This window comes from Mycobacterium kyorinense, assembly GCF_001672775.1.
GTDB lineage: Bacteria > Actinomycetota > Actinomycetes > Mycobacteriales > Mycobacteriaceae > Mycobacterium > Mycobacterium kyorinense_A.
The window spans coordinates 1-18,956 of sequence record NZ_LZKJ01000087.1 but is presented as its reverse complement, the minus strand read 5'-3'; the positions used below and the strand labels follow the sequence as shown (position 1 = coordinate 18,956).

The following is an 18,956-nucleotide window of genomic DNA, read 5'->3' as shown; positions in this document are numbered from 1 at the left end:
AACGCGGGAACAATAGGCGCCATGGGTGTCGTCGGCGGCGCGGTGCGCAGCGTGACGCGAACGGTGGGTCGCGCGGCGGCGGCGACGACCGCCGCCGCGGGTGCGGTGGGCGGCGCGGCGGTCAATGGCGTCGTCGGCGGCGTAACGGGAGCCGCGGCCGGCATCCAGCGCGGAATCGACAGCGGCAGCCACTCGAAGGCCGCGGCCGCGTTGACACTGGGCGCTCTGGGCGTCAGCGGCCTGGTCGAGTGGCCGGTGTTGTTGGCGGTCGGCGGCGGAGCGCTGGTGCTGCGGCAGCTGAATCGTCCGCGCGACATCACCCCCGCGCCGGCCACAGCATCGCCGGCCAAATCGTCCCCGGCCAAGTCGACGCCGGCCAAGTCGAGCCCGGCCAAATCGACCGGGGCCGCGAAGAAGTCACCGGCGCGGCGCACATCGCCGGCCAAGCGGGCGCCGGCGCGGCAGTCTCGCGGCACACAATCGCGCAGCCGTCATTAGCTTCCGCGATTGAGTACCGTCGAATCCGTGCGAAGACCCCTGCCGCTGCGCGCGGTCGCGGTGGGCATCCAGACTCTGAGCACTGCGGCGTCCGTCGGCGCCAGCATGGTCACAATTCCGGTCCGGGAAGGCGTCAGGGCCTTGTCCGGCGAGCTGCCGGGCCCACCGTTGAGCCGGCATGCCTGGCGTGGCGAGGGCCGCGCATGGATCGAGGTGCGCGGACTGGACCGCCCCGACGGCGCTGAACTCGGCCGGGCCGTCCTCGACGCCGTCGGCGCCCACCGCGGCGTCGCCTCGGCGAGCCTCAACCGCCCGCTGTCACGGGTCGTCGTCGCCCTCGACGGCGACCAGGTGTCGCTGCACGAGCTGTGCCGGGTGGTCGGCGAAGCCGAAAAGCGCTGTCCCAGAACCGATGCCGCCGGCAAAGACCCCCGCCCCAAACCGCTGCCCGGCGACGGGCTGGTGGTGGCCACGAAGGCGGTCGCGGTGGGCGCCACCGCGGCGGGCATGGCCGCAGCCATGGCGGGCCGCGCGCTGCGCTGGCCGCGACTGCCGGACAGTGTCGAAGCAGCCGTGGTGGCCGTGGACTTCCAGCCCCGGCTGCGCCGTCTGCTCGAAGACCGCATCGGCCACGCCGCCACCGACACCGCGCTGACCGTCGCGATGACCGCGGCCCACATCGTGTCGCTGTCGCCGGCGTCGCTGGCCGTCGACCTGATGATGGAGGCACTCAAGGCCGCCGAGTGCCGCGCCGAGGCGCAAGCCTGGCGCCGCCACGAACCGGCGTTGGCCCGGCATGCCGACCACCCCGAAGCCCACCCGTCGTCGCGGCCGGTGCCGCCACCGGTGGGGGCGGCCCAACGCCACGCACAGCGCTTCGCCCTCGCGCAAGCCGTCGGAGCCGCGGCGATCGGTGCGGGCACCCGAAGCCTGAACATGGCGTCGACGGCCGCGCTGGTGACCGCACCCAAAGCGCTGCGCACCACCCGCGAGTCCTTCGCCGCGACACTCGGATACGCCCTGGCCGACCAGCACGGCGTGCTGCCGTTGCGGCCGGAAAGCCTGCGCCGGCTCGACCAGGTCGACGCGCTGCTCGTCGACCCCCGGGTGCTGTGCACCGAGAAGCTGCGGGTGGTCCGCGTGCGCGGTGCGCCGGACCACGAGCTCACCGCCGCATGGCACCGCGCCCAGGCACTGCTGGACGACGCCGACATGAGTTCGGGCTGGCGCCCGATTCCCGGCATGCCGGGCCGAAGAGTCGAGGCGCTGATCTGCCCCACGCATGATCCGATGGCGCCGGCGATGATGGCCGAAGCGCGCCGCTGCGGGGTGGACCTGATCTCCGTCGACATCGACTCGCTCGGCGAGCTTCGGCCCGCGTTCGACGAGATCCGGCCGCTGGACGTCGGGTCGGTCGACGACGCACTCACCGACGCCCTGGCCGACCTGCAGCAGGACGGTCACGTGGTGGCGGTGCTGTCGACGAGCGGCTCCCAGGCGCTGTCGTCGGCCGATGTCGCGTTGGGGATCATGCCCCGCAACGAGGCCGAGCCGCCGCCGTGGTACGCCGATCTGCTGCTGCCCGATCTGACCGCGGCCTGGCGGGTGCTGCACGCGCTGCCCGCGGCCAAGTCGGCCAGCCGGCGCGGCATCGAGATCTCCACCGGTGCGACGGCGCTGGGCGCGTTGCTGATGCTGCCGGGAGTCCGCGGTCGCGGGCCGGGCCCGGTGACCACCGGCGCCGCCGCCGGTCTGCTTTCCGGATACTGGCTGGCCCGTCAGACCGTTCGGGCGTCACCGCCGCGGCCGGCCCCGGTTCACGAGTGGCACGCGATGACCGTCGAACAGGTTCGCCGTGAGTTGCCGCCGCCCGAAACGCCCGAAATCGCGAAGCCCAGTCGCGCTGTGGAAACCGCGCAACGCGGCGTCGAGCTGGCCGGCCGCCCCCACCGCGCGGTGTGGCAGTTCGTCACGGCCGTGCGCGCCGAGTTGTCCGACCCGTTGACCCCGGTGCTGGCACTGGGATCGGCAGCCAGCGCGGTGCTGGGCTCACCCGTCGACGCGGTGCTCGTCGGTTCGGTGTTGACCGGCAACGCCATCCTGGCGGCCAGCCAGCGACTGCGTGCCGAGAGCCGGCTCAACCGCCTACTGGCGCAACAGGTTCCGCCCGCCCGAAAAGTCACCACCGGCCCCGACGGCGCACCGGTCTACACCGACGTCGCCGCCGAGCAGCTGCGGCCCGGCGACGTGATCGAGGTGCGCACCCACGAGGTGGTGCCCGCCGACGCCCGAGTCATCGAAGAAGTCGACGTCGAAGTCGACGAGTCGACGCTCACCGGCGAATCGCTGTCGGTGGAAAAGCAAGTCGACCCCACCCCGGGCGTCGAGTTGGCCGAGCGCCGCTGCCTGCTGTTCGAAGGGACCACCGTGGTGGCGGGCACCGCGGTCGCGGTGGTGACCGCAGTCGGCGCCGACACCCAGGCCCGGCGCGCTGCCGAACTGGCATCCGGCGAGCTACCCACTGTCGGGCTGCAACATCAGCTCAGCCAGCTCACCAACAGGGCGTTCCCGGTCAGCATGGCCGGTGGCGCGTTGGTCAGCGCGTTGGGGATCTTGCGTCGCCGTGGCTTGCGGGAAGCCGTCGCCAGCGGCATCGCCGTCACCGTGGCGGCTGTCCCGGAGGGGATGCCGCTGGTGGCCACCCTGGCGCAGGCCGCATCGGCGCGGCGGCTCACCACCTTCGGGGCGCTGGTGCGCGTCCCGCGTTCGGTGGAAGCCCTTGGCCGTGTCGACGTGGTGTGCTTCGACAAGACCGGGACGCTGTCCGAGAACCGGCTGCGGGTGGCCCAGGTGCATCCCGTCGGCGGGCATTCCCGCGAAGAGGTGTTGGGCTACGCGGCGCACGCCACCCCGCCGTCCAACGGCACGCCCCAGATCCACGCCACCGACCGCGCGATCGCCGAGGCGGCGCTGTCGGTAAACGGCGCCGGGCCCGCCCCCGATCCCGACGCGCACCTGCCGTTCCGCTCCGGGCGATCGTTCTCGGCATCGGTGTCGGGCGACGAGCTGACCATCAAGGGCGCACCGGAAGTGGTGCTGGCCAACTGTGCCGACGTCGACGCGAGCATCTGGAAAACCGTCGACGGGCTGGCCGCCGGCGGGCTGCGGGTGATCGCGGTGGCGCGGCGACGACTCACCCCCACCCAGGCGCAGATCGTGCAGAACGACGACGACGCCATCGCCGGACTGGCCGACGGCGAGCTGTCGCTGGCCGGGCTGCTGGGGCTGTCCGACACTCCGCGCCCGGAAGCCGCCGGCCTGCTCGCGGCGCTGGCCGAGCGGAACGTGGCCGTGCGGCTGATCACCGGCGACCACCCGATCACCGCCACCGCGATCGCCCGGGAACTGGGCATGCCGGTGCTCCCGAGCCAGGTGATCAGCGGTACGGAGTGGGACAACCTGTCCCGCAAGGACCAGGAACGCGCGGTCGCCGAGCGGGTGATCTTCGCCCGAATGTCACCGGAGAACAAGGTGCAGATCGTCCAGACCCTCGAACGCGTCGGCAAGGTCTGCGCCATGGTCGGCGACGGCTCCAACGACGCCGCCGCCATCCGGGCCGCCACCGTCGGGATCGGTGTCGTCGCCCGCGGCAGCGACCCGGCCCGCACCGCGGCCGACGTGGTCCTGGTCGACGGCCGCATCCAGGCGCTCCTGCAGGCCATCGAGGAAGGCCGGGAACTGTGGCGGCGGGTGCAGGCGGCGGTGTCGGTGCTGCTCGGCGGCAACGCCGGCGAGGTCGGCTTTTCCATCATCGGCAGCGCGCTCACCGGCCGCTCCCCACTCAACACCCGCCAGTTGCTGCTGGTCAACATGCTCACCGATGCGCTGCCGGCCGCGGCTCTTGCCGTGAGTCAGACGACCGGGGCCGACAACTGGGAGGGACGCGGGCCCGATCAGCGTGCGCTGTGGCGTGCGGTCGCGATTCGGGGTACGACGACGGCGGCCGCTGCGACGGCGGCGTGGGTGATGGCCGGCGTCACCGGACGCCCCCAACGCGCGTCGACTGTGGCGCTGGTCGCGCTGGTGGCCGCTCAGCTGGGTCAGACGCTGCTCGACTCGCACGCCCCGCTGGTGGTGGGCACCGCCGTCGGCTCGCTGGCCGCGATGGCGACGCTGATCAGTATTCCGGGGGTCAGCCAGCTGCTCGGCTGTACACCGCTTGGCCCCCTGGCGTGGGCGCAAGCGCTGGGAGCAGCCGCGGCGGCAACCGTCGCGGTGGCTGTTGCAACCCGGCGATTGGCTGGTCGGCGTCCTGCGGAGCCGCAACCCGATCAGGCTTCCCGACCTCCACAACGCCGACGCGCCACAACACCGCGTACAGCTCGATCACCGGCACCGTCAACAGCTGAGCGAGCGCTGAAGCTAGTGGATCAGCCAGAGCATCGGTCGTCGACATACCTCCGACAGTGACGGCAGCACCCGGCTCAGCGGCAAACCCAACGTTTCAGAAAGGCAAATGATGGTCGAAAACAAATCGCGCCGCACCACCTCGCAACGCGAAGCGGTCGAACACATCCGCGAAGGCGAGACGTTCGCGGTCAACCTGCCGCTGGTCGGGCAGGTGCAGGTGCCGCGGCCCGAGCAGCTGGCGTATTACGGCGGGCTGGCCGCGCTGGCCGCATTCGAACTCATCGACTGGCCGGTGGCGCTGGTCATCGCCGCCGGGCATGTCCTGGCCAGTAACCACCACAACAAGTTGCTCGAAGAACTCGGCCAGGCGATGGAAGAGGTCTAACTGCCGTCGAGCGCTCGACGGGCGGTCTCGACGTCGGGATGAAACGGAAGTGCCATCAGTTGGGCCGCTTTGTACACCACGCTGTCCGGCGATACCACGACAACGACGGCGCCGGCGGCGAGCAGCCGATCCAGCGCGGCGAAACCGGCGCTGTCGAGGTAGCGAAGACCGCTCAGATCGAGAATCACCGGCTCATCGGACAGCGCGCCCACCGATTTGGCGAAGTCGTCGGCGTTGGAGGCGTCGATTTCACCGGTGACGGCGAACTCACGCGGACCGTCGGCCAGCTCGAAGACAGATCGAGTCATGAGGCGACCAGGTGGTCGAACCGCAGCGTAAGACGGGTGCCCTGAGCCGTACGAGTGGTGTCGACATGGTCGGCCAACCCGTTGATCAACGTAAGTCCGCGTCCACGCTGCCGGCCACGCATGCTGGCCGACGAGTCGCCCGACCACCGACCGGTATCGCTGATGGTGGCGGTGACGGTGTCGCCGCGCAGGAAGGCCTCGACGGACACCGTGCTGTTGGGGTCGCCGTTGCTGCCATGCTCAATCGCGTTGGTGACGGCTTCCCCGGTGGCCAGCAGAATATCGGCTTCCCGCTGCGGATCGGCTCCGATGCCGGCCAGCCAACGACGCAGCCGATGCCGCGCATCGGCGATATGGGCCGCAGCGGCGGGCAACACGATAGCGAAACTGTGCGCAGCGATATGGCTGGGACGTAACGCCAGCACCACGACATCGTCGGTGTAGCCGCCGGGCGGGCGCATCTTCTCCACCAGCGCCGTACAAGTCTCGCCGACCGGCAGGTCCGCGCAGGATGCGGCGGCGTCGCGCAGGCGGGCGAAGCCCTGGTCGAGAGTCTCTCCCGGCCGTTCGATGAGGCCGTCGGTGTAGAGCAGCACCAAACTCCCGGGCGTCAACTCCCTGGTGGCGGTGTCAGGACCGCGGTCGGTATCCCAGGCCGCCACCGGCGGGCGGCGGCCAGACTCCAGGAATGCCGGCGATTCCCCGGGCGCCACCAGCAGTGGATACGGATGTCCCGCGCAGCTGTAGCTGATGCTGGCCGGGCCGTCATCGACGGTCGCGGCTTCCGTGTCGATGACGGCGTAGCTGACCGTCGCGCATCGCGCGCCGGAGACTGACGCCGCATACCGGTCGAGCGCGTTGAGTACTGCGGCGGGGTCGGCGTCGTTCAGCGCGGTGGCGGCTACCGCGGCCCGCAGCCTGCTCATCACCGTTGCGGCGGGCAGCCCGTGCCCAACGACGTCACCGACCGATATGGCAATCTGTCCCGGCCGCTCCAGGGGGGCAACGAGATACCAGTCTCCGCCGACGCGCATGGCCTCTCCGGCCGGTTGATAGACCGCTGCGACGACCGCGGCCGTCGATCCGCGGTCCAGGTCGAGCAGATGCTCTTGGAAGTCGACGGCGATCCGATGTTCGCGCTGCGCCAAGCGGATTCGATCGAGGGCGGACTGGGTGAGCTCGGCTGTCCGGGCGAACACGTCGAGTTCGTCGGAGCCGAGTTCCCGCGGCGTGGGCCACAGCAACCCGAGGGACCCGATGACGCGTCCGTCACGGCCGCGCAGCGGTTGGCTGACGCACGCGCGGACGATGTCCACTGTTTCGCGCACCACGTGTTGATAGCGCTGCTCGAGATCGAAGGTGTCGCTGACGACAATCGGCTTACCGGTTTTGATGACTTCGATTGGCACCAGCGGGGTGTCCAGCGCGGCCACGTGGTAGCGATCGCGCAGTTCCGCGGGGACCACACCGGCGTAGTCGAATCGCACAGTGTTCTGTTCGGCGTCGAGTACACCGATGGCTATCGATGTCGCGTCGCCTGAGCCAAGCGGCGATTCCAGCAGTGCCTCAAGGATTTTCGGGACAGACTCGGCGGCTTGCAACGCGGCATCGAGTTGGGCAAGACCGGACGCGAGTTGAAGTTCGGCTTCTCGTCGTTGCCGGTCGGCGATTTCACGGCCCGCGGCGGACAACCGGGCAGCAACCCGATCGACCAGATCTTGCGAGCGGAACGGCTTGACCAGGTAGTCGTCTGCGCCGCCGGCGTAGCCCTCGCTGACGGCCTCGGCACCGGCACGAGCCGACAGCATCACAATCGGGGTGGCCGCCAACTCGGGGTCTTCCCGGATAGCCGCGACGAAGTCGAACCCGTCGAGCTTCGGCATCATCACGTCGGTCACCACCGCGTCGGGGTGTAGCTCGCGAGTGGTCCGCAGGGCGGCCTCGCCGTCGGTGACGAGTACGGTGCGCCAGTGCACCGACAGCACCCGCTCCAGATGCGCGCGCATGTCGGCGTTGTCGTCGGCGATCAGCACCAGTTGGCGCCCGTCATCGCCGGGCGCCGCCGCAAGTGGCGGCGCCAGCCACTGGCCCGCTTCGACCACATAGGGGTTGTCCAGCAGATCGACCGGCGAATGCTCGACGGGTGTTCGGCCGACCGACCCGGGCAGCCGCACGCTGACAGTCGTCCCGCGATCCGGCTCGCTGGTGATCTCCATGCTGCCGTGGTGGAGCTCGACAAGCCCTCGCACCAGCGATAGCCCGATCCCGGTCCCTTCGACACTGCGGCCTTGGGCGCTGCCTGCGCGAAAGAACCGTTCGCCCAACCGTTCCAAGTCTTCTGCGGCGATTCCCACGCCGGTGTCGCGGATGCTGATGCGGCACTGCCCAGACTCGCTGCGAACCGCGACGGTGATCGAACCGTCCAGGGTGTATTTGACCGCGTTGGACAGCAGGTTGAGCATGACGGTTTCCCACATTGCCGGATCGATATCGGCCAGCACGGGGCGACAGTCGACGACGAGGTCAAGTCCGGCTCGCTGACAGAGTTCGGCGAAGGACGACGCAATGTGCGCTGTCAGCACGCCGACATCGCTGCACACCAGGTTCGCGGCGGCGCGGCCGGCTTCGATGCGGGAGAAGTCGAGCAGCGAGTCGACCTGCCGCAGCAGCCGACGCGCGTTCCGCTGCGCGGTGCGCAACCGATGGGTGAGCAGCGCGTCGGAGCCGGCCTCGGACAGGGCATCGTCGAGCGGTCCCAGCAGCAGGGTCAACGGGGTGCGAAACTCATGGCTGACGTTGGTCAGAAACGCGGTCTTCGCACGGTCGAGTTCGGCGAGCGCTTCGGCCCGCTGTCGTTCCTGCTCGTAGGAGACCGCGGCGGCGATTCCTGTGGACAACTGGTCGGCGAGCAACTGGCAAAAGCCGCGGTACTGCTCGTTCAGCGGGCAACGCGGGTTCACTGCGACCACCAACGCGCCGGCAGTCGGGCCCTCCCCCAGCGGTAACACCAGGGCCTGGTCGGGGCAACCGCTGCCCAGCGCCTCGTCGAGGCCGGGAATCGCCGACGCGACGCCGTCGAACACCTCCACGGAGTCGCGCGACCCCGGCTCCGGAATCCGATCCGTCAACTCTGTCAACGTGTGCGGCAGCACCGCCAGCACCGCGGGCGTCGCTCCGCGCAGCGTTGCATCGCTACCCCCGACATAGGCGGCGACGAACGGCAGGTCGGCAGGCTGGTCGGTACACACCTCCACGGCAGCGTTCACCGCGTCATCGATGGTCTGGGCTTCCATGACGGCGGACGCGACGGAGTTCAGCACATGCAGGCGACGTTCGCCCAGGACCCGTTCGGTGGTTTCGGCGACTGCGCAAAAAATCCCGGACGTCGAACCGCCGTCGTCGATCAGTGGACTGTAGGTGAAGGTGAAATACCGTTCATGGCGACGGCCGGCGGTCATGATCGGCAGCATCAAGTCGTTGGACCACGTTGCTTCCCCGCTGCCGATCACACCGGCGAGCATGGGACCGATCGAATCCCAGATGTCCCACCACACCGACCGGCCGGGCCGGCCCAGCGCCGCCGGGTGCTTGTCGCTGAGGATCGGCTTATAGGCGTCGTTGTACACCAGGGACAGATCCTCGACGCCCAACCACAACACGATCGGGAACCGCGAGGTGAGTGCCGTCGCCGTTGCCGCCCGAAACTCGGCCGGCCACTGCCCAGGCTGTCCCAAGGGGTGTGCGGCCCAGTCGAATTCGGCGAACCGATGCCCCATCTCGCCACCCAGCTCGACTGCTGCGGCGAGGTCGGGCGGCAAGGTCCGAGGTTCGGTCACGGCGCCGCCTCAGACGCGCCGCGTTGCAGAGCATCGGACAGCGTTGGGTAGAGCTTGAGAACCCTGTCCATGTTCGTCACTTCGATCGTCCGGACCACCAAGCCCTTATCGGCGACTAGCCGCACCGCGACGCCGCTATCGACACCCTGCTTGTGGCAATCCAGCACAGCGTTCAGACCCGCGCTGCCGAAATAGGCCAGCGCATGCAATTCGACGACGAGCAGTCGCGCGGGATGGATGGCGGCGTTTGCGAGCGCGGCGCTGAGGTGGGCTGCGAGCTCGTCTCCGTTGCCGGAATCAACTTCTCCGGCGACCCGCACGACCACTGCTTGCGGCAGATTTTCACACTCGACCACCAGCAATTCCATCAGTTCACCCGTTTCGATGCGCCGTCTCCGGTGGACCCGCCGTCTGAGGTGATTCGAGACTAGTCCGCATTCGGTTGCCCAGGTTTTCGGTTCGGTGAGAAAGCGGCCGACGGCGATTCAACGGCATTGGTCGAATTCTTTTCGCCAGTCGCCGCCGTGCTGCGCTAGCGTGGGGAGGTCGAGACACACATCCACGCGGGAGCGCACCGCAGTGCGCTGAGAGGACGGCTCGGGGGCCGTCGACCGTATGAACCTGACCGGGTAATGCCGGCGTAGGGAGAGGAAATATGACCGCAACCGTCGAACCTGCTGTGACCACCGGCCCGATTGCGGGCAGCACCAAGACCTACCGCGATCTCGGGGAGGTCCCGGGCGCCAAGGTGCCGTTCCGGCGGGTGAACCTGTCTAACGGCGAGCATTTCGACCTGTACGACACCTCCGGCCCCTACACCGACCCGGATGCGGTGATCGACGTGCACCGCGGGCTGCCGCCGCGTCCCGGCGTGGTGCGGGACCGGGGCACCCAGCTGCAACGGGCCCGCGCCGGGGAGATCACCGCGGAAATGGCGTTCATCGCCGCCCGCGAGGACATGCCGGCCGAATTGGTGCGCGACGAGGTGGCCCGCGGCCGCGCGGTGATCCCGGCCAACCACAACCATCCCGAGAGCGAGCCGATGATCATCGGCAAGGCGTTCGCGGTCAAAGTCAATGCCAATATCGGCAACTCGGCGGTGACCTCCTCGATCGCCGAGGAGGTCGACAAGATGGTGTGGGCAACCCGCTGGGGTGCCGACACCATCATGGACCTGTCCACCGGCAAGGACATCCACGAAACCCGCGAGTGGATCATCCGCAATTCCCCGGTGCCGGTCGGCACTGTCCCGATCTATCAGGCGCTGGAAAAAGTCAAGGGTGATCCGACGCTTTTGACGTGGGAGATCTACCGCGACACGGTGCTCGAGCAGTGCGAGCAGGGTGTCGACTACATGACCGTGCATGCCGGAGTGCTGCTGCGATATGTGCCGCTGACCGCCAAGCGGGTCACCGGCATCGTGAGCCGCGGCGGCTCGATCATGGCGGCCTGGTGCCTGGCGCATCATCAGGAGTCGTTCCTCTACACGCACTTCGAGGAATTGGCCGATATCTTCGCCCGCTACGACGTGACGTTCTCGCTGGGCGACGGGCTGCGGCCGGGCTCGATCGCCGATGCCAACGACGCCGCGCAGTTCGCCGAGTTGCGCACGCTGGGCGAGCTGACCAAGATTGCCAAAGCCCATGGCGCCCAGGTGATGATCGAGGGTCCCGGCCACGTTCCGATGCACAAGATCGTCGAGAACGTGCGGCTGGAAGAGGAACTCTGCGAGGAGGCCCCGTTCTACACGCTGGGCCCGCTGGCCACCGACATCGCCCCGGCCTATGACCACATCACCTCGGCGATCGGTGCGGCGATCATCGCGCAGGCCGGCACCGCGATGCTGTGCTATGTCACGCCCAAGGAGCATTTGGGTCTGCCGGACCGCAAGGACGTCAAGGACGGGGTGATCGCCTACAAGATCGCTGCGCATTCCGCAGACCTGGCCAAGGGGCATCCCCGCGCACAGGAACGCGACGACGCGCTGTCGACGGCGCGCTTCGAGTTCCGCTGGAATGACCAGTTCGCGTTGTCGCTGGATCCCGATACCGCAAGGGAATTCCACGACGAGACGCTGCCTGCCGAGCCGGCCAAGACCGCGCACTTCTGCTCGATGTGCGGGCCGAAGTTCTGTTCGATGCGCATCACCCAGGACGTGCGGGATTACGCCGCCCAGCACGGACTCGACAGCGAGGAAGCCATCGAGGCCGCCATGGCGGAGAAGTCGGCCGAGTTCGCCGAACACGGCAATCGGGTGTATCTGCCGCTCGCACAGTGAGCTATCTGCCGCTGGCGCCGCCGGGCACGACACCGCTGCGGGTGCTGGCCATCGCCGGATCAGACTCCGGTGGCGGCGCCGGGATGCAGGCCGACGTGCGCACCTGCGCGTTGCTGGGAGTGCACGCGTTGTGTGCGGTGACTGCGGTGACGGTGCAGAACTCGGTGGGTGTCAGGGGTTTTCACAAAGTTCCGGGCAACGTGATCGCCGCCCAGATCGAGGTGGTGTGCCACGATATCGGCCTGCAGGCGGCGAAAACCGGGATGCTGGCTTCCGCCGAGATCATCGAGACGGTAGCGGACAGTTGGCGGACTCATGGGCCGGACGCGCCGCTGGTGGTCGATCCGGTCTGCGCATCCATGCACGGTGACCCGCTGCTGGACTCCGGCGGGCTGGAAACGCTTCGCGCCGAACTGTTTCCGTTGGCCACACTGGTGACACCAAATCTGCACGAAGTGCGGCTGCTGGTGGATATCGAGGTCGTCGATTCCGATTCGCAGCGCGACGCCGCCAGGGCCCTGCACGCGCTGGGACCGCAGTGGGCGCTGGTGAAGGGCGGCCATCTGCAGGGATCGGTCACCAGTACGGATTTGCTGTTCGACGGCACCGACTTTCACGAGTTCGAGTCGCCGCGGGTGGATACCGTCCATGACCACGGCGCCGGTGACACGCTGGCCGCCGCGACGGCCTGCGCCCTGGCCCACGGCTACGCGGTTCCGGACGCGGTCGCGTTCGCCAAAGGTTGGGTGACCGAATGCCTGCGCGCGTCCTATCCGCTCGGTCACGGCCACGGCCCGGTGTCCCCGCTGTTCCGGCTCGGCACATGAACCTCGAGCAGATCGCCGGCGTCGCGCACGAACCCGAGAACACCCCCGTCGGCGTGGTGGTGCTGACCCACGGCGCCGGCGGTAGCAGGGAATCTGTTCTGCTGCAACGTCTTTGCGATGAATGGGCGCGGCGCGACTGGTTGGCGGTGCGCTACAACCTGCCTTACCGGCGACGCAGGCCCAAAGGCCCGCCGTCGGGTTCGGCGGCCACCGACCGCGCCGGCATCGTGGAGGCGATCACGATGTGCCGCGAGCTGGCCGAGGGCCCGCTGATCGCGGGGGGCCACTCCTACGGCGGCCGGCAAACCTCGATGGTGGTGTCCGACGGATCCGTGCAGGTGGACGTGTTAACGCTGTTCTCCTACCCGCTGCATCCGCCCGGTAAGCCGGACCGCGCCCGCACTGAGCATCTGCCCGACATCAACGTGCCGACCGTCTTCACGCACGGCACGTCAGATCCGTTCGGCACCCTCGACGAACTGCGCGATGCGGCCGCCCTGATTCCGGCGCCGACCTGGATCGTCGAGATCACCGGTGCACGTCACGATTTGGCATCGAAGACTGTCGACGTGCCGGCGTTGGCGGTCGACGCGGCGCTGCGACTCTTGGGCCGGGCCCTGCCAAATTAACTGCTCACCGGCATCGAGGTGGCGCGCACGGTCTATTTCGGGCGACGAGTGTCGACAAATGTGGCGGATCGCACTTTTGCATCGATGCCGTGACACGTGTCATTGCTCAGGCGCCGCTAATTCCATACTTACTGTCGGCTCAGGTACCGTTTTTTTATGACTACGGAGCAGTACGACGGTGTCATCGTCGGGGCGGGCTTCGGGGGTATCGGCGCTGCGATCCAGCTCAAGCGCCTCGGCTTCGACAACATCACCATTCTCGATCGCGAATCAGATTTGGGCGGCACCTGGCATATCAATCGATATCCGGGCCTGGCTGTCGACATCCCGTCGACCACCTATTGCTATTGGTTTGAACCGAACCCGTACTGGTCACGGCTATTTGCGACGGGTACTGAGCTCAAGCAGTACGCCGAGCACGTCGCCGACAAGTACGACGTGCGCCGCCACATGCGGTTCAACACCACCGTCGAGGGCGCGCGCTGGGACGAGGAGACGCAGCTGTGGCGGGTGTCGCTGTCGGGCGGAGAAACGCTGACCACGCGTTTCTTGATCACCGCCACCGGCTTCCTGTCCCAGCCGCACATGCCCGACATTCCGGGTATCAACGAATTCGCGGGCAAAGTCATCCACACCACGGCCTGGGACGACAGCCATGACTTCGCGGGTCGTCGAGTGGGGCTGATCGGTACGGGTGCCACCGCGATCCAGCTCATCCCCGAATTGGCGAAGACGGTTGCGGATCTGACGGTCTATCAGCGCACCGCAATCTGGGTGGCGCCCAAGCTGGACTTCCACATCTCCGCCGGCGTACAGCGACTGTTCGCCCGGTTACCGTTCACCCAGCGGGCGCTGCGGTGGGTCACCGACACGTTGTTCGAGTTGATGACTCTCACCGCGGTACTGAACTACCGCTACTTCCGGCGGATCTCGATTGCCGGGATGGACGTGTGCAAGATGCATCGCTTCGCGCAGGTGCGCGACAAGGAGCTGCGGCGTAAGCTCACACCCGACTACGACCTGGGCTGCAAGCGGCCGAGTTGGTCCAACGACTACTACCGCAGTTTCACCAAACCCCATGTGCACTTGGAGACCAACGGCATCGAGCGGATCGACCCGGACGGGATCGTCACCAAGGACGGAACCAAAGCTCCCATCGACACCCTGGTGTTGGCTACCGGGTTCGACCTGTGGGAAGCCAACTTCCCGGCTATCGAGGTCATCGGGCGGAAGGGCCGCAACCTGGGCAAGTGGTGGCGCGACCACAGGTTCCAGGCCTATCAGGGTGTTTCGATCCCGTACTTCCCCAACTTCTTGAGCCTGGCCAGCCCGTACGCGTTCGCGGGGCTGTCGTTCTTCAATACGATGGAATACCAGATGCGACACATGGACCGGTTGCTGGGCGAGGTGAAGCGCAGGGGTGCAACCACTTTCGAGGTGACCGAAGAGGCCAATGCCCGTTTCCTGGATCGCATGACCCGCCACTTGGACAGCTCGGTGTTCTACTCCGGCGACTGCGCGTCGTCGCGGTCCTACTACTTCAACCCCAGCGGCGAAGCCACGCTGCTACGGCCCACCTCCGTGCGCAACGCGGTGCGGGACGGGTCACGATTCCCGTTGGACGACTACGCGATCGCCTAGAGGAGATTCATGTCCCGTAACAGCTCGCGCTTGGCCCGGTTCTCCGGCTTGGCTCTGGCCGGCGCCGGGTTATCCCATTTCACCAGTCCGCAGCTGTGGGAGCCGATCAGCAAGCCGGTGTTTCCGCGGGGCACCCGCCAGCACATCTACACCAACGGCGGCATCGAAACTGTGCTGGGCCTGGGCTTTTCCGATCGACGTACGCGCAGCCTGGCGATCGTCGGGTTGATCGGCTACGCGGCTTACCTGCTCGGTACGGCTATTCGCAACGGCCAAACAAGGTAGCCTGCATAAGCTTTCGCACGCAGGCCTGCGGGTAGGCCGTGTTGTCGGCCGGCACGTCGTACTGCACCAACCGGCCCAGGTCGACCACCAGCGCCATTGCGGCATGCACCAGGAACCGGGCCTGCGTTTCGTTGAGCGCAGGCCGGGCCGAGGCCAGCAGCCGCACCCACGAATCAATCGTCGACCGCTGCACGTCGCGCAGTAGCTCCTGGTCGGCCCGGGTCAAATTGACCCGCTCGGTGTAGTAGATGGCAGCCAGTTCGGGGTTGGCGAACGACGTGGCCACAAACGCTTCGATCAGCACCGTCAGCATCTGGCGCGGTTCGGCGAGATCACCGATGATCGCCGAGAGGTGGCCCGATACCCGGTCGGCCGCCCGCCGCAGACCGGTGGAAAGGATCTCGCACTTACCGGAGAAGTACCGGTAGATGCCCGACACTGGGATACCGACCGCCGAAGCGATCTGCGCCATGCTGGTCTCGGGGTAGCCGTGGTGGTTGAACAACACCATCGACGCGTGCAGCAGCGCTTCGTACACTCCGGCATCCGAGGCGAAGATTCGCCAGGTCGGCGGACGGGCGATGGAGTCGTCGGGATGCGGAAGTTCGGCGTCCAACACCGCCGCGGCCGCCTCGGCGAGCAACGGGCGGATTTCATCGTCGGGCAACCGGACACGGTGGTCGACGATGCTGCCGATCACACTGAGCAGCCCTGACGAGAGCATCCACCGCTGCGACGAGGTCAGTTCCGGCCGGATCATCAGCAGCGGCCGTTGAATCCGGCGGTTTACCAGTCGAAGTTGGTCCTTCAACGTGGACTCGTCCTCGCCGTGCAAATAGCGGGCCTGCCAACGGTAGAGTCCGCCGGACTCCCGGTTGGCCAACGTCACGTCGATCAGTGCATCGACCAGCCGCCGCAGTGTCGCGGGCGCGTCGGCGTTGACGGGTTCGGTGTCGACGAAGTCGGTGGAGTCGACCAGCTGCTGGCTCAACTCCAGGACGGCGCCGCGGAACAGTTCGTATTTGCCCGAGTAGTGCCGGTAGAGCGCTGCCGCCGAAATCCCGACCTTTGCCGCGATGGCTTCCATGCTGACCGCGTGGTAGCCCAGCGCGCTGAACGCTTCGGCTGCCGCCCGGGCGATCTGCGCCTTGCGGTCTTTCGGCCGACGGCGCACCTCCGCGGCCGAATCAGTACGGGCGGTCGTCACCGCCTAACCCTAGCGTCAGATATGGGTCTGGAAAAACTTAACCGGAATCTACCGAAGAGTCAGAACATCCATTAACATAATCGGTGTTCGGCCTGTTTACCGTCGGTGCCGACGAGGAGGTAACCGCCCATGCTGGGCAAGGTACGTCAGCTGCTCAGCTTCCAGCTCACGATCGCCGAGCTGATCGGGCTCGGTTTGCTCGTCGGCACGCCGTATCTGCTGGTAGGCGTGATTTGGTCGTCGACTCACACCGATCATCTGCACGACATGCACGGCGCGGATCTGGTGGTGTCGTTCCTCGGTTCGATCGTGTCGTGGCCGGTGCTGCTGTTCGCGGATGTGTGCATGACATGAGCACAGGCGTCCCTCCCGCTTCATTGACCACTGCCGATACCCGTATTCACATCACCCGGCGCACCGCGCGGTGGGACGACCGTCCCGCCACGGTGGCCGATGGCATGGACTTCTGGTCGTTCGCGGCCGGCGCCGCCAATGTCGTCATGCAGCTGTCCTCGCCGGGGGTCGGCTACGGGGTAATCGAGAGCAAGGTCGACTCCGGGAGCCTGATGAAGCATCCCTGGAAGCGGGCGCGTACCACGTTCAGCTATTTGGCGGTGGCAATCATGGGCAGCCCCGCCGAGCGCGCCGCCTACCGCGACGCCGTCGACATCGCGCACCGCCAGGTTCGGTCGGGGCCGTCGAGCCCGGTGAAATACAGCGGCTTCGACCGTGACCTCCAAATGTGGGTGGCGGCATGCCTTTTCGTCGGCTTGGAGGACACGTATCAACTGCTACGCGGCCAGCTGTCCGGCGAACTTGCCGAACACTTTTACCGGTCAGCGTTCCCGTTGGGCACCACCCTGCAGGTTACCGAGGACCAATGGCCAGCGACCCGAGCAGAATTCGACCAGTACTGGAACGACGCTTGCCGGCGCGTCGTGATCGACGACGTCGTGCGCGGCTACCTACAGGATCTGATCAACCTGAAAATGATCACGCCGCTGCTGCGGCCGTTCGTGCCATTGCTGCGCTTTCTCACGTCGGGATTTCTGGCGCCGGTCTTCCGGGAGGCCTTGCAGATCGAGTGGACGTCAGGTCAGCAGCGTCGATTCGAATACCTGTTTCTGTTGGTGGCATTCGTCAATCGCTTCCTGCCCAAGTTCATCCGGCAAGGCGGCAGTTATCTGTTGCTTGCCGATGTGCGATGGCGAATCCGTCGGCGCCGCAACCTGATTTGAAGGGAGGACCGTGAAGAATCGGCACTTGCTGCTCGCCATCGCCGGCATGCTGCTGGTGGTGGTCGGACTCATGGCGCTGTGGTGGCCGGTATTTTTGGGTCAGTATGACCAGTACGGCATTCAGATCACCTGCGGCAGGGCCTACAACGCGGACCTGTCTCATGCCGCCGATGCCGGCGGCGACACGCTCGTCTCGCAGTGCGGCACAGCGCTGCTGACGCGACGCGCCTGGGCGATCCCGACCGCAATCCTGGGATGGCTGTTACTCACCGCGTTGGTGGCGGGCTGGCTGCACCACGCCCCGACCGATGAGGCTCGAGCGGAAGAGCCCTCGCACGCCTGATCGGCGCCACCCGAAACTCATGGCAGCTCAACCTTGCTGGCCAGCCAGCGGCCGTCCACCTTCTCCATGGTCATCGTGACCCTGCTGCGGTCCAACTCCGGCTGCGGAGCCGCGGCGTTGCTGACCGATTGATCGACGAACAGGCCACGGTTTCGCCGTGGAGGATCGCGATAGATGCGGAACTCGCCAAAGATCTTTCAAGAGTCCTACCGCATTCTGCGCATTATCGGCCACCACGACCGGCAGCCGCGCATGATGAAGAACATTCGCCAGAAAGGACTCAGACATGGCGAACTACTGGTGGATCGTGCACGTCGCCGCGGCGGTTTGCCTGCTGGGCGCCGTGACCGCGAGGATCATCGCAAGCAGCCGAAGCGGACTTGATAGGAAGGAGAGGAAGGTAACGCGTCGAGCGGCGCGGTCGCCCTTTGTCTTCGCCGGGTTTTCGTTGGTCATCTTCCCCTGGCTGGGGCTGATCTTGTTCGCGTCGTGCTGTTTCGCCTATTACCGGCACCGCGCCGCAATCAAGAAGGAGGTCGGCTTTGACCCGACAGAACAGAACCGCGCGGAGGGTGTCATCTACGATTTCTACGAGCTTCGCATCACCAGGACCGAGCTGATCAGGGGCTATGGACCGGGCGCTCCGCGCATTCCGCTGCAAGGGCTTACCGCCACGGTCACGAAAACCGACACGGTTGACATCACGATCAAAGGCCCAGACACCAAGCTCGTTTACTCCATGCCGTATGACATCCTTGCCGGTTTCAACCCTTGGCGCGCACGGCAGTTCGCTGCGCTCCTGAATTACGAAGCGAGCCTCCAACGGGCACCGGGCATCGCAGCGTGAGTTCGATTGATTCCCACCTAAAACGGTGGTGGCTCGTCATCGTCGCTGCCTGGTGGCGGCGCGGGGCCGAGTTGGGCGGCTTGGCGTGCTTGGCGGGTTTCTCGGTTGCGTTTGCGTTCGGCGCGGATGTAAGCGGCGCGGTTTTGGGCGCGGGTCCGTTTCCGCTGGGGCATCATTGCGCCGCGATCGCCGCACCGATCGGTGCGGGTGGATGTCGGCTGGGG

At 67.1% G+C, this 18,956-nt stretch carries 16 protein-coding genes, 3 pseudogenes and 1 riboswitch; of the genes and pseudogenes, 12 read left to right on the top strand and 7 right to left on the bottom strand.

Going from position 1 to position 18,956, the window contains the following annotated elements; genetic code table 11:
- Positions 1 to 21 precede the first annotated feature (21 nt).
- Together A5707_RS09260 and A5707_RS09255 are read left to right on the top strand one after the other, a co-directional pair.
- Positions 22 to 498 (top strand): hypothetical protein, encoded by a 477-nt coding sequence (locus A5707_RS09260; protein WP_065014206.1) that lies wholly within the window; start codon positions 22 to 24, stop codon positions 496 to 498.
- A gap of 105 nt (positions 499 to 603) precedes the next feature.
- Positions 604 to 4,722, top strand: a pseudogene (locus A5707_RS09255) (HAD-IC family P-type ATPase); the annotation flags it as partial.
- On the opposite strand, the gene A5707_RS24745 reads toward A5707_RS09255, so the two are convergent.
- Positions 4,691 to 4,954, bottom strand: a complete 264-nt coding sequence (locus A5707_RS24745; protein ID WP_269455144.1) for an Rv1535 domain-containing protein — start codon at positions 4,952 to 4,954, stop codon at positions 4,691 to 4,693. The pseudogene A5707_RS09255 and the gene A5707_RS24745 overlap by 32 nt on opposite strands.
- Before the next feature lie 60 nt (positions 4,955 to 5,014).
- On the opposite strand from A5707_RS24745, the gene A5707_RS09250 reads away from it, so the two are divergent.
- On the top strand, positions 5,015 to 5,293 hold the full coding sequence (locus A5707_RS09250) for a hypothetical protein (RefSeq protein WP_065014204.1): 279 nt from the start codon (positions 5,015 to 5,017) through the stop codon (positions 5,291 to 5,293).
- Here A5707_RS09250 and A5707_RS09245 read toward each other — a convergent pair.
- Genes A5707_RS09245 through A5707_RS09235 form a run of 3 tightly spaced genes read right to left on the bottom strand, consistent with a single transcriptional unit; the run spans position 5,290 to position 9,805 of the window.
- Positions 5,290 to 5,601, bottom strand: a complete 312-nt coding sequence (locus A5707_RS09245; protein WP_065014203.1) for an STAS domain-containing protein — start codon at positions 5,599 to 5,601, stop codon at positions 5,290 to 5,292. The two genes, A5707_RS09250 and A5707_RS09245, sit on opposite strands and share 4 nt — an antisense overlap.
- Positions 5,598 to 9,437 carry a SpoIIE family protein phosphatase gene (locus tag A5707_RS09240; RefSeq protein ID WP_065014202.1) on the bottom strand — a complete coding sequence of 1,280 codons (3,840 nt, stop codon included), beginning with the start codon at positions 9,435 to 9,437 and terminating at the stop codon, positions 5,598 to 5,600. Before A5707_RS09240 ends, A5707_RS09245 begins: the two co-directional genes overlap by 4 nt.
- Positions 9,434 to 9,805: an STAS domain-containing protein gene (locus A5707_RS09235; RefSeq protein WP_065014201.1), complete on the bottom strand. Its 372-nt coding sequence runs from the start codon at positions 9,803 to 9,805 to the stop codon at positions 9,434 to 9,436. The genes A5707_RS09240 and A5707_RS09235 overlap by 4 nt, the downstream gene beginning before the upstream one ends.
- Before the next feature lie 185 nt (positions 9,806 to 9,990).
- A riboswitch (TPP riboswitch) is annotated at positions 9,991 to 10,101 on the top strand.
- On the opposite strand from A5707_RS09235, the gene thiC reads away from it, so the two are divergent.
- From thiC to A5707_RS09210, 5 genes are all read left to right on the top strand, one after another.
- On the top strand, positions 10,093 to 11,715 hold the full coding sequence (gene thiC / locus A5707_RS09230) for a phosphomethylpyrimidine synthase ThiC (protein ID WP_065014200.1): 1,623 nt from the start codon (positions 10,093 to 10,095) through the stop codon (positions 11,713 to 11,715). (Overlaps the previous riboswitch by 9 nt.)
- Positions 11,712 to 12,542: a bifunctional hydroxymethylpyrimidine kinase/phosphomethylpyrimidine kinase gene (gene thiD / locus A5707_RS09225; protein ID WP_065014199.1), complete on the top strand. Its 831-nt coding sequence runs from the start codon at positions 11,712 to 11,714 to the stop codon at positions 12,540 to 12,542. The genes thiC and thiD overlap by 4 nt, the downstream gene beginning before the upstream one ends.
- Positions 12,539 to 13,171, top strand: a complete 633-nt coding sequence (locus tag A5707_RS09220; RefSeq protein ID WP_065014198.1) for an alpha/beta family hydrolase — start codon at positions 12,539 to 12,541, stop codon at positions 13,169 to 13,171. Before thiD ends, A5707_RS09220 begins: the two co-directional genes overlap by 4 nt.
- 156 nt (positions 13,172 to 13,327) lie before the next feature.
- Positions 13,328 to 14,812, top strand: coding sequence for a flavin-containing monooxygenase (locus tag A5707_RS09215; RefSeq protein WP_065014197.1), 1,485 nt, complete (start codon positions 13,328 to 13,330; stop codon positions 14,810 to 14,812).
- A gap of 9 nt (positions 14,813 to 14,821) precedes the next feature.
- Positions 14,822 to 15,097, top strand: coding sequence for a hypothetical protein (locus A5707_RS09210; protein WP_065014196.1), 276 nt, complete (start codon positions 14,822 to 14,824; stop codon positions 15,095 to 15,097).
- Here the strand turns inward: A5707_RS09210 and A5707_RS09205 are convergent.
- Entirely contained in the window at positions 15,072 to 16,271 is a 1,200-nt protein-coding gene (locus A5707_RS09205) for a TetR/AcrR family transcriptional regulator (protein ID WP_082969366.1), read from the bottom strand. The genes A5707_RS09210 and A5707_RS09205 overlap by 26 nt on opposite strands.
- Before the next feature lie 162 nt (positions 16,272 to 16,433).
- Here A5707_RS09205 and A5707_RS09200 point away from each other — a divergent pair, with 162 nt between their 5' ends.
- From A5707_RS09200 to A5707_RS09190, 3 genes are read left to right on the top strand one after another with little or no spacing between them, the layout of a single operon-like run.
- Positions 16,434 to 16,658, top strand: a complete 225-nt coding sequence (locus A5707_RS09200) for a hypothetical protein (protein WP_065014194.1) — start codon at positions 16,434 to 16,436, stop codon at positions 16,656 to 16,658.
- Complete coding sequence (locus tag A5707_RS09195; protein ID WP_065014262.1) at positions 16,655 to 17,542, top strand: oxygenase MpaB family protein; 888 nt, start codon at positions 16,655 to 16,657, stop codon at positions 17,540 to 17,542. The genes A5707_RS09200 and A5707_RS09195 overlap by 4 nt, the downstream gene beginning before the upstream one ends.
- A gap of 10 nt (positions 17,543 to 17,552) precedes the next feature.
- Positions 17,553 to 17,885 (top strand): hypothetical protein, encoded by a 333-nt coding sequence (locus A5707_RS09190; protein ID WP_065014193.1) that lies wholly within the window; start codon positions 17,553 to 17,555, stop codon positions 17,883 to 17,885.
- 17 nt (positions 17,886 to 17,902) lie between these two features.
- Here A5707_RS09190 and A5707_RS24110 read toward each other — a convergent pair.
- Positions 17,903 to 18,028 (bottom strand): annotated as a pseudogene (locus A5707_RS24110) (Mce protein); the annotation flags it as partial.
- Between the two features lie 143 nt (positions 18,029 to 18,171).
- Here A5707_RS24110 and A5707_RS09185 point away from each other — a divergent pair.
- Positions 18,172 to 18,732 carry a hypothetical protein gene (locus A5707_RS09185; RefSeq protein ID WP_065014192.1) on the top strand — a complete coding sequence of 187 codons (561 nt, stop codon included), beginning with the start codon at positions 18,172 to 18,174 and terminating at the stop codon, positions 18,730 to 18,732.
- 17 nt (positions 18,733 to 18,749) lie between these two features.
- Here A5707_RS09185 and A5707_RS24425 read toward each other — a convergent pair.
- A pseudogene (locus tag A5707_RS24425) lies at positions 18,750 to 18,956 on the bottom strand (hypothetical protein); the annotation flags it as partial.